The organism is Comamonas faecalis (assembly GCF_039538025.1).
Lineage (GTDB): Bacteria > Pseudomonadota > Gammaproteobacteria > Burkholderiales > Burkholderiaceae_C > Comamonas_C > Comamonas_C faecalis.
Genome location: NZ_BAABBP010000015.1, coordinates 34,082 through 47,202 on the forward strand (window position 1 = coordinate 34,082; position 13,121 = coordinate 47,202).

At 65.2% G+C, this 13,121-nt stretch carries 10 protein-coding genes; 2 read left to right on the top strand and 8 right to left on the bottom strand.

Annotation, left to right across the window (positions count from 1 at the left end):
• Positions 1-30: 30 nt before the first annotated feature.
• Together ftsH and ABD767_RS09940 are read right to left on the bottom strand one after the other, a co-directional pair.
• Positions 31-1,956, bottom strand: a complete 1,926-nt coding sequence (gene ftsH, locus ABD767_RS09935; RefSeq protein WP_103046542.1) for an ATP-dependent zinc metalloprotease FtsH — start codon at positions 1,954-1,956, stop codon at positions 31-33.
• 150 nt (positions 1,957-2,106) lie between these two features.
• On the bottom strand, positions 2,107-2,772 hold the full coding sequence (locus tag ABD767_RS09940; RefSeq protein WP_103046543.1) for an SAM-dependent methyltransferase: 666 nt from the start codon (positions 2,770-2,772) through the stop codon (positions 2,107-2,109).
• 32 nt (positions 2,773-2,804) lie between these two features.
• On the opposite strand from ABD767_RS09940, the gene yhbY reads away from it, so the two are divergent.
• The gene (gene yhbY / locus ABD767_RS09945) at positions 2,805-3,275 is read left to right on the top strand and encodes a ribosome assembly RNA-binding protein YhbY (RefSeq protein ID WP_103046544.1); all 471 of its coding nucleotides are present in this window, start codon (positions 2,805-2,807) and stop codon (positions 3,273-3,275) included.
• Positions 3,275-4,024, top strand: a complete 750-nt coding sequence (locus ABD767_RS09950) for a glycosyltransferase (protein WP_103046545.1) — start codon at positions 3,275-3,277, stop codon at positions 4,022-4,024. Before yhbY ends, ABD767_RS09950 begins: the two co-directional genes overlap by 1 nt.
• 140 nt (positions 4,025-4,164) lie before the next feature.
• On the opposite strand, the gene ABD767_RS09955 is transcribed toward ABD767_RS09950, so the two are convergent.
• The 6 genes from ABD767_RS09955 to ABD767_RS09980 all read right to left on the bottom strand — a co-directional run bounded on the left by ABD767_RS09955 (position 4,165) and on the right by ABD767_RS09980 (position 13,081).
• On the bottom strand, positions 4,165-4,572 hold the full coding sequence (locus tag ABD767_RS09955; protein ID WP_103046489.1) for a DUF4149 domain-containing protein: 408 nt from the start codon (positions 4,570-4,572) through the stop codon (positions 4,165-4,167).
• Between the two features lie 26 nt (positions 4,573-4,598).
• A complete protein-coding gene (greA, locus tag ABD767_RS09960) occupies positions 4,599-5,075 on the bottom strand; it encodes a transcription elongation factor GreA (protein WP_103046485.1) in 477 nt (158 codons plus the stop codon).
• 118 nt (positions 5,076-5,193) lie between these two features.
• Positions 5,194-8,451, bottom strand: a complete 3,258-nt coding sequence (carB, locus tag ABD767_RS09965) for a carbamoyl-phosphate synthase large subunit (RefSeq protein ID WP_103046486.1) — start codon at positions 8,449-8,451, stop codon at positions 5,194-5,196.
• 59 nt (positions 8,452-8,510) lie between these two features.
• On the bottom strand, positions 8,511-9,683 hold the full coding sequence (gene carA, locus ABD767_RS09970) for a glutamine-hydrolyzing carbamoyl-phosphate synthase small subunit (RefSeq protein ID WP_103046487.1): 1,173 nt from the start codon (positions 9,681-9,683) through the stop codon (positions 8,511-8,513).
• Between the two features lie 462 nt (positions 9,684-10,145).
• Entirely contained in the window at positions 10,146-11,144 is a 999-nt protein-coding gene (locus tag ABD767_RS09975) for a YCF48-related protein (RefSeq protein WP_103046488.1), read from the bottom strand.
• Between the two features lie 392 nt (positions 11,145-11,536).
• The gene (locus ABD767_RS09980) at positions 11,537-13,081 is read right to left on the bottom strand and encodes a DUF1302 family protein (RefSeq protein ID WP_103045124.1); all 1,545 of its coding nucleotides are present in this window, start codon (positions 13,079-13,081) and stop codon (positions 11,537-11,539) included.
• Positions 13,082-13,121 lie beyond the last annotated feature (40 nt).

A 13,121-nucleotide genomic window follows, 5' to 3' on the forward strand; every position in this document is an offset into this window, starting at 1 on the left:
CGTCAGGCCTGGTTGGGGTTCAGGCAGCCATCAGGCAGCGCTGGGCGCCGGGTCGGGATCGGTCTTGACCGCGGGCGTGCCGCCCGAGCCATCGTCGCTGGACGGCGGCGGGTTGCGCGGCGTCCAGTCCTTGGGCGGGCGCGGCGGCTTGCCAGCCATGATGTCGTTGATCTGATCGAAGTCGATGGTCTCCCAGTCGAGCATGGCCTTGGCCATGGCATGCATCTTGTCCTGGTTGTCCTCGATGAGCCCACGCGCCAGCGCGTATTGCTCGTCGATGATGCGGCGCACCTCGGCGTCGACCTTTTGCATGGTCTCCTCCGAAATATTGGTCGTCTTGGTCACCGAGCGGCCCAGGAACACCTCGCCCTCGTTCTCGGCGTAGACCATCGGACCGAGCGCCTCGCTCATGCCGTACTTCATCACCATGTCGCGCGCCAGGTTGGTCGCACGCTCGAAGTCATTGCTCGCGCCGGTCGTCATCTGGTGCATGAAGACTTCCTCGGCAATACGCCCGCCGAACAGCATCGCGATCTGGTTGAGCATGTACTCCTTGTCGTAGGAGAAGCGATCCTTCTCGGGCAGGCTCATGGTCACGCCCAGGGCGCGCCCACGTGGGATGATGGTGACCTTGTGCACCGGGTCGCACTTCGGTAAAAGCTTGCCAATCAGCGCGTGGCCGGCCTCGTGGTAGGCGGTGTTGCGCCGCTCTTCCTCGGGCATGACCATGGACTTGCGCTCCGGGCCCATGATGATCTTGTCCTTGGCCTTCTCGAAGTCCTGCATCTCGACCACGCGCGCGTTGCGCCGTGCGGCCATCAGCGCCGCCTCGTTGCACAGGTTGGCAAGATCTGCGCCGCTCATGCCGGGTGTGCCACGGGCGATGATGCTGGGATTGACGTCCTGGCCCACGGGAATTTTGCGCATGTGCACGCCCAGGATCTGCTCGCGCCCGCGGATGTCGGGCAGCGTCACGTAGACCTGGCGATCGAAGCGTCCGGGGCGCAGGAGCGCAGCGTCCAGGATGTCGGGGCGGTTGGTCGCAGCAACCACGATCACGCCCATATTGGTCTCGAAGCCGTCCATCTCGACCAGCATCTGGTTGAGTGTCTGCTCGCGCTCGTCGTTGCCGCCGCCAAGACCCGCGCCACGCTGGCGGCCGACGGCGTCGATCTCGTCGATGAAGATGATGCAGGGGGCGTTCTTCTTGGCGTTCTCGAACATGTCGCGCACGCGCGCCGCGCCCACGCCGACGAACATCTCGACGAAGTCGGAGCCCGAGATGCTGAAGAACGGTACCTTGGCTTCGCCGGCAATCGACTTGGCCAGCAGCGTCTTGCCGGTGCCCGGAGGGCCGACCAAGAGCAGGCCGCGCGGAATGCGCCCGCCCAGCTTCTGGAATTTCTGCGGATCCTTCAGGAAGTCGACGACCTCCTTGACCTCTTCCTTGGCCTCGTCGCAGCCTGCCACGTCGGCAAAGGTGATGGTGTTGTTGTTCTCGTCGAGCATGCGCGCCTTGGACTTGCCGAAGCTGAACGCACCGCCCTTGCCACCGCCCTGCATCTGGCGCATGAAATAGACCCACACGCCGATGAGCAGCAGCATCGGGCCCCAGCTGACCAGAAGCGTCATCAGCAGCGAACCCTCTTCGCGCGGCTTGACGTCGAACTTGACGTTGTTGTTGATCAGGTCGCCCACCAGCCCGCGGTCAAGGTAGGTGGCCGTCGTGCGGATGCGCCGGTCATCATTGGTCGTGGCGATGATCTCGGTGCCGCCAGGCCCTTCCTGAATGGTGGCGTTGCGAATGCGCCCGCTGTGCACCTCGTCCAGGAACTCGGAATAGCCGACCGTGCCGGCGCCCATGCCCGGGCGGGTGTCAAACTGTTTGAACACCGTAAACAGCACCATGGCGATGACCAGCCAGACGGCGATTTTTGAAAACCACTGATTGTTCAAGCGGGACTCCAGACTCTCAAAGGGCAGATGCGGCCGGCCAACGGGTGTGGGCCAGTAGCGCGCAGTTGGGGGCTATTTTAGGCTTTTCAAGCTGCCGCGCCGGGGCGCTTGCCCCAGCGCCGGCCATGGAATAACCAGAGGTAACGTTCGTCAGGCCGGCGGCGGACGCACGCCCAGCCCGACAAGAAAGGTTTCGGCTGACTTGTCGCGCGAAGCCTTGGGCTTGAAGGTCTTGACCTGGCGGAAATGCTGACGGAAAAGCGCCACCAGCGCGTCGTAGCCGCTGCCGTGAAACAGCTTGACCACCAGCGCCCCGTCGGGCGTCAGGTGGTGGATCGCAAAATCCACTGCCAGCTCGATCAGATGGGCAATGCGAACCGCGTCGGTGGACGCAATGCCCGACAGATTGGGCGCCATGTCGGAGACGACCAGATCCACCGCCCGCCCGCCGACGATCTGCTGCAGCTGCGCGAGCACCTCGTCCTCGCGGAAATCCCCCTGCAGAAACTGCACACCCTCGATGGGCTCCATCGGCAGGATGTCCAGCGCAATCAGCGTACCGTCCAGCGCACCCGCGGCCGCACCCTGGGGCGAAAGGCGCCGGCGCAGGTACTGGCTCCAGGCACCCGGCGCGCTGCCCAGGTCGACCACGGTGCTGCCCGGGCGCACCAGGTGCAGCTGTTCATCGATCTCCTGCAGCTTGTATGCCGCGCGCGAGCGGTAGCCCTCTTTCTGCGCCAGTTTGACGTAGGGGTCGTTGACATGCTGGTTCAGCCAAGTCTTGTTGACCTTCTTGCTCTTGGAATTTACTTTCATGCTGCTTGCATCCTCACGGGATAATACGCGCCATGCCTCAAATTGAATTGACCCCGGCCCAGCGCCGCGAACACCGTGCCGATGCCCACCACCTGGCACCGGTGGTGATGATTGGCGGCGACGGCCTGACCGAGGCCGTCGTCAAGGAAGTCGACGCCGCGCTCAACGCCCACGGCCTGATCAAGGTGCGCGTACACGGCGACGATCGTGACGCCCGCCAGGCCATGCTGGAGCAATTGTGCGACAGCCTGAGCGCCGCGCCCATCCAGCACATCGGCAAGCTGCTGGTGCTGTGGCGGCCACTGCCAGCCAAGGAAAAAACGCTGGACGAAGACCGCAAGCCCGGCCCGCGCGACGTCAAGGTGCTCAAGTTCGGCCGCCCCGGCCAGAAGCCCGAGGTCAAGCAGCTGCGTGTGCTGGGCAACCAGCGCCTGACGGCCGGCGGCCAGGTCAAGCGCGCCAAGCCCAAGCAGAAGTCGGTCAAGAAGCGCCAGGCCGACTGATGGGCACGCCCGCCGTCGCCCAGGGCGAGCGCCACATCCTGTGCATGAAGTGGGGCACGAAGTACGGCCCCGAGTACGTCAACCGCCTCTACGCCATGGTGCGCCGCCACCTGAGCGGCGACTTCACCTTCGTCTGCCTGACCGACGACGCCAGCGGCATCCGGCCCGAGGTGCGCTGCCTGCCGATTCCGCCCTTGAACCTGCCGCCAGGCATTCCCGAGCGCGGCTGGAACAAGCTGACCACCTTCAGCGCCGACCTGCATGGCCTCAAGGGCGTGGCGCTGTTCCTGGACGTGGACGTGGTCATCACCGGGCCGCTGGACGATTTCTTCACCTGCCCGGGTGAATTCCTGATCATCCACGACCACAAGCGCCCCTGGCGCGTCACCGGCAATTCGTCGGTCTACCGCTTCGAGATCGGCGCCCACCCGGACGTGCTGGACTACTTTCGCACGCATTTCGAGGAGATCCGCCGCCAGTTCCGCAACGAGCAGGCCTATCTGTCGGACGTTCTGCACAAGCAGGGAAAGCTCAAATACTGGCCTGCCGCCTGGTGTCCGAGCTTCAAATACCACTGCATTCCGCGCTGGCCGACGAACTACTGGAAGCCGCCGTTCGTGCCGCAGGACGCGCGCATCGTGATCTTTCACGGCGAGTGCAACCCGCCCGACGCACTGGCCGGGCGGCGCAACCGGCGCTTTCGCCACATCGAGCCCGCCACCTGGGTGGCCGAGCACTGGCGCGAGTGATTCCATATTTCTATATCGATCGAGTACGCGAAGGTGAAGCGCAGACAGTGCTGTAGCACGGCAAGCGAAGCCGACAAAGTAATCTGTTGATGTAGAAATGGAATGACATCCGGGCGCGGGTTGCGCTGCACCCACGCGCCTCAGCGCCGGCCCAGCCGCCACAGCGTGGCCAGCGCGCACAGCCACTGCAGCGCATACATCAGGCTGCCGGCCGGGTGCCACAGTTTCAGGTTCTGCCGCGCCACGATGCGCGGTGCCACGCCGTACTGGATCAAAAGCGCCAGCAACAGCCCGGCAATGACGAAGACCAGCGCGTCGCGCGCCCAGTCGTACTCCCGCGCGGCATGGCGCGACTTGGCGCAGATCAGCAGGCACAGGCAACAGGCCATCGACACATAGGTCTGCGCGGCAAACAGGTGCGCCGCCATGTTGCCCGCCTGCATGCGCGTGGGCAGGTTGGCGAACAGCAGCGGCACGGCCATGAAGCCGATCACCGACAGGCTGCCCCACCACAGCGCGGCCGCCAGCAGCGGCAAGCGCTGGCCCAGCGCAGCGAACATGGGGTTGGCGGCCATCAGAGGTAGTGCACCGCGACGATTTCGTAGCTGCGCACGCCGCCCGGTGCCTGCACCTCGGCGGTATCGCCCTCCTCCTTGCCGATCAGCGCGCGCGCAATCGGGCTGCCGACGTTGATCAGGCCAAGCTTCAGGTCGGCCTCGTCCTCGCCGACGATCTGGTACTTGACCTCGTCGCCCGTGTCCTCGTCGGCCAGCTCGACGGTGGCGCCGAACACCACGCGCCCGCCGGCGTCGAGTTGCGCCGGGTCGATGATCTGCGCGGCGGCAAGCTTGCCCTCGATCTCGGCAATGCGGCCCTCGATGAAGCCCTGGCGATCCTTGGCCGCGTCGTATTCGGCGTTCTCGCTCAGGTCGCCCTGGGCGCGGGCTTCGGCAATGGCGTTGATCACCTCGGGGCGATCCTTGGTTTTCAGGCGCTGCAGCTCGACCTTGAGCTTCTCAGCGCCGCGCTTGGTAATGGGGATGGTGGCCATGGCGGTTCTCCGAACGGCAAGTCACAAAAGCAAACCGCCGCACGTTGCCGTGCGGCGGTATCTGGTTTTTTCAGGGGGTGATTATGCCGCGATTGCGGCGGCTGTCACCCCCCTCTTTTCAGGCCTGGGCAGCCAGCTGGGCATGCAGCTGCTGGATGGAGTACACGTCCATCTGCCCCTGGCCCATGGCCTTCATGCCGTCGACGGCCGCCTCGGCGCCGAAAATCGTGGTGAACGTGGTCACGCGCGCGGCCAGCGAGCTGATGCGAATCGCGCGCGAGTCGGCAATCGCGTTGCGGCGCTCTTCGACCGTGTTGATGACCATGGCGATCTCGCCCGTCTTGATCATGTCCACGATGTGCGGGCGGCCCTCGGTCACCTTGTTGACCACGGCGACGGGAACGCCCGCCTCGGCGATCGCAGCGGCCGTGCCCTTGGTGGCGACCAGTTCGAAGCCCATCGCCGCCAGGTCGCGCGCGACGGCCACGGCACGCGGCTTGTCGGCGTTCTTCACCGTCAGAAAGATCTTGCCCGCGGTGGGCAGCTTGACGCCCGCGCCCAGCTGGCTCTTGACGAAGGCCTCGCCAAAGGTCTTGCCCACGCCCATGACCTCGCCGGTGGACTTCATCTCGGGCCCGAGAATGGTGTCCACACCGGGGAACTTGACGAAGGGGAACACCGCCTCCTTGACGCTGAAGTACGGCGGCGTGACCTCGTGCGTCACGCCCTGCTGCGCCAGCGTCCGGCCGGCCATGCAGCGCGCGGCCACCTTGGCCAGCTGAATGCCGGTGGCCTTGCTGACGAAGGGCACGGTGCGGCTGGCGCGGGGGTTCACTTCCAGCACGTAGATCACGTCGCCGGCATCCGTCTCCTGGATCGCGAACTGCACGTTCATCAGGCCGACGACGTTCAGGCCATCGGCCATTGCCGCAGTCTGGCGCTTGAGTTCGGCCACGGTCTCGGCCTTCAGGTAGTACGGCGGCAGAGAGCACGCCGAGTCGCCCGAGTGCACGCCGGCCTGCTCGATGTGCTCCATCACGCCGCCGATGAAGACCGCGCCGGACGCATCGCGCACCGCGTCGACGTCGCACTCGATGGCGTTGGACAGGAAGTGGTCGAGCAGCACCGGCGAGTCGTTGCTCACCTTCACCGCTTCGCGCATGTAGCGCTCCAGGTCGCGCTGCTCGTGCACGATCTCCATCGCGCGTCCGCCCAGCACATAGCTGGGGCGCACCACCAGCGGGTAGCCCAGCGCCTCGGCCTTCTCCATGGCCTCGGCCTCGGTGCGGGCCGTGGCGTTGGGCGGCTGGCGCAGGCCCAGCTGCTGCAGCAGGTGCTGGAAGCGCTCGCGGTCCTCGGCCGCGTCGATCATGTCGGGGCTGGTGCCGATGATGGGCACGCCGGCCGCGGACAGCGCAAGCGCCAGCTTCAAAGGCGTCTGGCCGCCGTACTGCACGATCACGCCCTCGGGCTTTTCCTTGTCGACGATCTCCAGCACGTCTTCCAGCGTCAGCGGCTCGAAGTACAGGCGGTCGCTGGTGTCGTAGTCGGTCGAGACGGTCTCGGGGTTGCAGTTGACCATGATGGTCTCGTAGCCGTCCTCGCGCATCGCCAGTGCCGCGTGCACGCAGCAGTAGTCGAACTCGATGCCCTGGCCGATGCGGTTGGGGCCGCCGCCGAGCACCATGATCTTCTTGTTGTTCGTGGGCTCGGCCTCGCATTCCTCGTCATACGACGAATACATATAGGCGGTGTTGGTCGGAAACTCGCCGGCGCAGGTGTCGACGCGCTTGTACACCGGGCGGATGCCCTGGGCGTGGCGCGCGGCGCGCACCGCCTGCTCCTCGGTCTTGAGCAGCTTGGCCAGGCGGCGGTCCGAGAAGCCCTTGACCTTGAGCGCACGCAGTTCCTCCCGGCTCAGCTGCGCCAGCGCCTGGTCGCCGTACTTTGCCGCGTGTGCGTCCAGGTCGAGCTCGATCTTCACGATCTGCTCGATCTGCGCGAGGAACCAGGGGTCGATCTTGGTCAGGTCGAACACTTCCTCGATCGACAGGCCCATCGCAAACGCGTCGCCCACGTACCAGATGCGCTCGGGGCCGGGCTCGCCCAGCTCTTTTTCCAGAATCTCGCGGTCCTGGGTCTTCTCGTTCATGCCGTCGACGCCCACCTCCAGGCCGCGCAGCGCCTTCTGGAAGCTCTCCTGAAAGGTGCGGCCCATGGCCATGACCTCGCCCACGCTCTTCATCTGCGTGGTCATGCGCGAGTCAGCCGCCGGGAATTTCTCGAACGCGAAGCGCGGCACCTTGGTGACCACATAGTCGATCGAGGGCTCGAACGACGCGGGCGTAGCGCCGCCGGTGATCTCGTTCTTGAGCTCGTCGAGCGTGTAGCCCACGGCCAGCTTGGCCGCGACCTTGGCGATCGGGAAGCCCGTGGCCTTGGACGCCAGCGCCGACGAGCGGCTCACGCGCGGGTTCATCTCGATCACGATCATGCGCCCGTCCTTGGGGTTGAGCGCGAACTGCACGTTGGAGCCGCCGGTGTCCACGCCAATCTCGCGCAGCACCGCCAGGCTGGCGTTGCGCATGATCTGGTATTCCTTGTCGGTCAGCGTCTGCGCAGGCGCCACGGTGATCGAGTCGCCGGTGTGCACGCCCATGGGGTCGAGGTTCTCGATCGAGCAGACGATGATGCAGTTGTCCGCCCGGTCGCGGATCACCTCCATCTCGAACTCCTTCCAGCCCAGCAGCGATTCCTCGATCAAGAGCTCGTTGGTCGGCGAGGCCTCGATGCCGCGCTTGCAAATGGTCTCGAACTCCTCGGGGTTGTAGGCAATGCCGCCGCCGGTGCCGCCCAGCGTGAAGCTGGGGCGGATGACCGCCGGGAAACCCACGGTTTTTTGCACCGCCCAGGCTTCGTCCATCGTGTGGGCGATGCCGGAGCGCGCCGATTCGAGGCCGATGCGCGTCATCGCGTCCTTGAACTTCAGGCGATCCTCGGCTTTGTCGATGGCCTCGGGGCGCGCGCCGATCAGTTCGACGCGGTATTTGTTGAGCACGCCGTTCTTCCACAGGTCGAGCGCACAGTTCAGCGCGGTCTGCCCGCCCATCGTCGGCAGGATGGCGTCGGGGCGCTCCTTGGCGATGATCTTCTCGACCGTCTGCCAGGTGATGGGCTCGATGTAGGTCACGTCGGCCGTGGCCGGGTCGGTCATGATCGTCGCGGGGTTGCTGTTGATCAGCACGACGCGGTAGCCCTCCTCGCGCAGCGCCTTGCAGGCCTGCACGCCGGAGTAGTCGAACTCGCAGGCCTGGCCGATGATGATCGGGCCGGCGCCGATGATGAGAATGGTCTTGATATCGGTACGTTTTGGCATGGTGTGTGGTTTCGTTCGTTCGCTGCGTTGTCGGCAAAAAATGGGGCGCAAAAGCGGCGTCAAGCCGTCTTGTGCGCCGCGATCAGATCGACGAAGCGGTCGAACAGAAAATCCACGTCCTGCATGCCGGGCGAGGCCTCGGGGTGGCCCTGGAAGCTGAACATCGGCTTGCCCTTGCACTCCATGCCCTGCAGCGTGCCGTCGAACAGGCTGACGTGCGTGGCGCGCAGCGACTCGGGCAGTTCGCGCAAATCCACCGCGAAGCCGTGGTTCTGGCTGGTGATGCTCACGCGCCCGCTGTCCAGATCCTTGACCGGGTGATTGGCGCCATGGTGGCCGTTGTCCATCTTGAAGGTCTTGGCACCACTGGCCAGCGCCATGATCTGGTGGCCCAGGCAGATGCCGAACACCGGCAGGTCGGCGGCCAGAATCTCGCGCACCGCGTCGATGGCATAGCCGCAAGCGGCCGGGTCGCCCGGGCCGTTGGAGAGGAACACTCCGTCGGGCTGCATCGCCAGCACGTCGCTGGCCGGCGTCTGCGCCGGCACCACGGTGACGCGGCAGCCGCGGCTGGCAAGCATGCGCAGGATGTTGCGCTTGACGCCGAAGTCGTAGGCAACGACGTGAAAGCGCGGCGCGGCCAGCTGGCCGTAGCCCTTGCCCAGCTCCCACTCGGTCTCGGTCCACTCGTAGGGCTTGGCGGTGGTCACCACCTTGGCCAGGTCCAGCCCGGTCATGTCGGGCGCCGAGCGCGCGGCGGCCAGCGCCGCGTCGATGCGCTCCTGGGTCACCTCCTCGCCCGCGGCGAGCGCAAGCACGGCGCCCTTTTGCGCGCCTTTGCTGCGCAGCAGCCGCGTGAGCTTGCGCGTGTCGATGTTGGCAATGGCAACGACGCCGTTCTCCGCCAGGTAGGCGGGCAGCGTCTCGGTCATGCGGAAGTTGCTGGCCAGGGGCGGCACGTCCTTGACGACGAGGCCGGCGGCGTGGATCTTGGCGGCCTCGATGTCCTCTGCGTTGACGCCATAGTTGCCGACGTGCGGATACGTCAACGTGACGATCTGCTGGCAATAGCTGGGGTCGGTGAGGATTTCCTGGTAGCCGGTCATGGCGGTGTTGAACACCACCTCGCCGACGGTGGTGCCGCTGGCACCGATCGAGTTGCCGACAAAGACCGTGCCGTCTGCAAGCGCCAGGATGGCGGGGGGAAACACTCCCTTGAGAGACAAAAGCACTGGGTTCTCCGTGTGTGTGACGGGTCGCCCGGACGCCCTCGAACCGAGGGCCGCTGCTTGGATTCGATTGCTTTGTATGCCGGCCGGGCAACCAATTTGCGGGAAAGCCCTCAATTGTAGCGTGTAGCCAGGCACTTTGCTGGCTGACTGGCACGTCCGCTGCAGTCGCCGCACGCAGTGCAACAGCCGCCTTGGCCCGGCGAGTTGCACGGCAAAAAGAGAAGGATGCAGCCGGCGAATTCAGGCATGGACAAGGCGCGCCCCACGCGCCGCGAGCCTTGCCATGACGAGGCCAAGCCGCGCCTTCATGTCAGTGAAAGCGCGGCTTTTCGTTGTGATTTCCCGACTTGGTTTTTCCGGGCCGCCGCACCCGATGCACGGCGGGATGGAACGGGCATGCCGCCGTGCGGCGCGGCTACCAATGCAGTTCGTGATCCCGAACCGAGCGCGCCGTACTCAGCGCTATTGCGATCCCGCAGTGCTCGACGCCGCGCCGGCGCCCTGCGGCAGGTGGTAGGGCAGCAGGCCGGCGGTCGAGGTAATCCAGCCGGCACCTTGGTCGTCCAACGCAATGTCGGTCAGGCTGGCGCGGCCGGGCAGGCGGTCGAAGCTGAAGTGCAGGCCGCCGTCGGTGCTGGTGGCCACCACGCCGCCCTGCCCCACCAGCAGAATGCGGCCGTCGGGCAGCAAGGCGTGGCCGTAGAACGACACCGGGCCGGGAATCTCCGACTGCCGCCATGGCCCGCCATCGTGCTGCACAAAGGCGTGGCCGCGCATGCCGTAGACCAGCCAGCCGCCCTGGGGCAGGGCCAGCGCGTCGTAGAACGAGCCGTTGTAGAAAGGCTCCTCCTGCGTCCAGGTCTCGCCCTGGTCGTCCGAGCGCAGCACCAGGCCGGCCTCGCCGACGATCAGCCAGTGCTGGCGGTCGGCCGAACCGACGACGCGGTTCAAGTGCATGTCGGCCACCGCGTCGGGCAACACCATGGGCTGCCAGGTCTGGCCGTCGTCGTCCGAACGCAGTGCGCGACCAAACGCGCCCACCACCATCCAGTGCTGCTCGCCCATATAGGTGGCGCCCATAAAGGGTTCGCCATTCTTCTCGTCGAAGGCCACCTCTTTCCAGGTCTTGCCGCCATCCTGGGTGCGCAAAATCCAGCCCTCATGGCCCACCGACAGGCCGCGCAGGCCGTCGGCGGCAAACGCCGTCTGCGTGATCAGCGCCTGGCGCTCGGGCTGCACCTTGGCCACCGTCCAGTCCTTGCCCTGGTCGCCCGAGTACAGCAGCGACCCCAGCTCGCCGCCAATCACCAGGCCAGCCTGGCTGCGCGCAATGGTGTCGAACTGCATGCTCTCGATCGCCAGGCGCGTAGGCGGCATGGGCGGCATGGGGCGGTGGGAAAACGCCTTGACGGCAGCGACGGCCACCAGGGCCGATGCGGCCAGACCAACGATTGCTCGCACACTTGTCTCCTTGTTGAGCGTGAGCGCCTTCGCCCAGGGCGGACGCAGCGGTGATGGGGTCAGAGCTTGAGAGGAAATTGCCCGTGCCCGAAAGGCGCGCCAAAACGCTGCCAATCGAGGCGCAAAACGCAGTCATAGCGCGGGCTATGGCGAGTATTTGCAACGAAGAGTGGCGGTGTTTTGGCGTGCAAGGCGGGCATGGGTAATTGCCTCTCAAGCTCTCACATTCTGACGCCGGCGGGCAAAGCTTCATCGTCCAAATAGACGACACGCAGCGCCTTAGACGCCCCGCCCGGTATAGAAAAAACCGGCCCGCTGCAAGGCAGGGGCCGGTACAAGCAATGCAGCGCTGCGCGGGTGGTCAGCGCGCCGCGCTTCGCGGGGTTAACGTTTTAGAACGTGTACTTGGCCGTCAGCGACAGCTGGTCGCGGTCGGCCCACAGGCGGTTGGCACGGGCATCGGTCGAAGCCGAACCCAGGTAACCCTGATAGGTCACGCCCAGCGCCAGATTGCCGCGATAGACAAAGCTCGCACCGACGCTGTAGCGCCGCTCACCCTGACCGCCCACGCTGCCCTGCAGGGCGCGTCCACGCAACTGGTGCGAATAGGAAATCGGCACGGTCAAGTCCCAGCCTTCGGAGATGCCGGGGTAGCCCAGCACCAGTGTTCCGGAGAAGGCCAGGCTGCTGTCGGTGCGGAAGCTGTTGCTGGTGCTGGGAGGCAGCGGATATCCAGTAGGCACCCCCGGGGTAATGCTGTGAACCTTGGTCGCGGCAAATTCACCCAGCAGCTGCACCTGGTCGGCAATGGCTGTACGGCCAATGTTGTAGAAGCCGCCGATGTTCAGTTGCGACACCTTGGCACGCGTGGGCGTATTCGTCACGCCGACCATAACCGGCGTGCCGTCTCGGAAGGTGTACTCGCCGTAGGCGGAGACCGGGCCAAAGGTGGTGCTGACCGTGCTGCCCAGCAGCTTGACGTTATCGAAATACTTGATCCGGTACTTTCCGGTGCCGAAATCGATGTCCACCGACGGGTTGCGCTCCTTGTAGTTCAGGAAATACAGGCCAACCTCGGTTTCGTCGGTCACGCGATAGCGTGAACCGATGCCCCACTGGCCAAAGTCACTGGGCTGATCATCGTCTATCCGAGAAAAGCCGCCACATACCGAACCTGTATAGTTCCCCGTGCAGCTCGCACCCGGCCCCACAACGTTGGAGTTGCTCATAAAGCTGCCAGGCGCAGAAACAATCGTCGGGTGGTAGCCAAATTGCAGTTGCGCGAGCAGCGTCAGACGCGGATTAATTTCAATAGCGGCGGAAATCTGGTCTTCAGGCAGCACCTGATCCTTGACCTCGGTGCCGGCAATACCCACCTTGGTGCCGTCGAACGGCCCCTGCGCCGCCGCGATATTGGCCATATAGGTGGCCTCGCCCCAGTTCACCACGTGGCGGCCCAGGCGCACCGTGGCATTGCCCTGCTCGCCGAAACCAAAACTAGTGTAGGCATAGGCATCCAGAATGCGGCTGTAGCCGCCGTGGTAGCGCCGCGCCTGCTCGGTAAATTCATTGAACGGCACCGGCTTGCCCGCATAGCCGTAGTCGTTGGCGTTTTTCTGGTGATAGACCGCGTCGTAGAAGGTACTGGCCGACAGCACCAGGCCCGAGCCGCCCTTGTATAGCCGGCTTTCCCACAGGGCCGACAGGCGGTTGGCCGTCATGTCGCCCTTCTTGAAGTTCTTATCGCCGTCGCTGCCGGCCAGCAGCTTAGGGCTCGGATCCTTCATGCGCTGCGATGCGGTATAGGTACCCGTCAGCTTCCAGTCGAGCTTGAGGTCGTTGCCCAGGTCGACGGTTTCCCCCGCCCATCCCGCCCCCGCATAGACGGCAGCGGCCACCGCCAGTGCGATGGGTTTGAGCTTGTTGTTCACCTTCATTGACTGTCCCCTTTTTTGCAGCGTGGTGCTTGAAACGAAA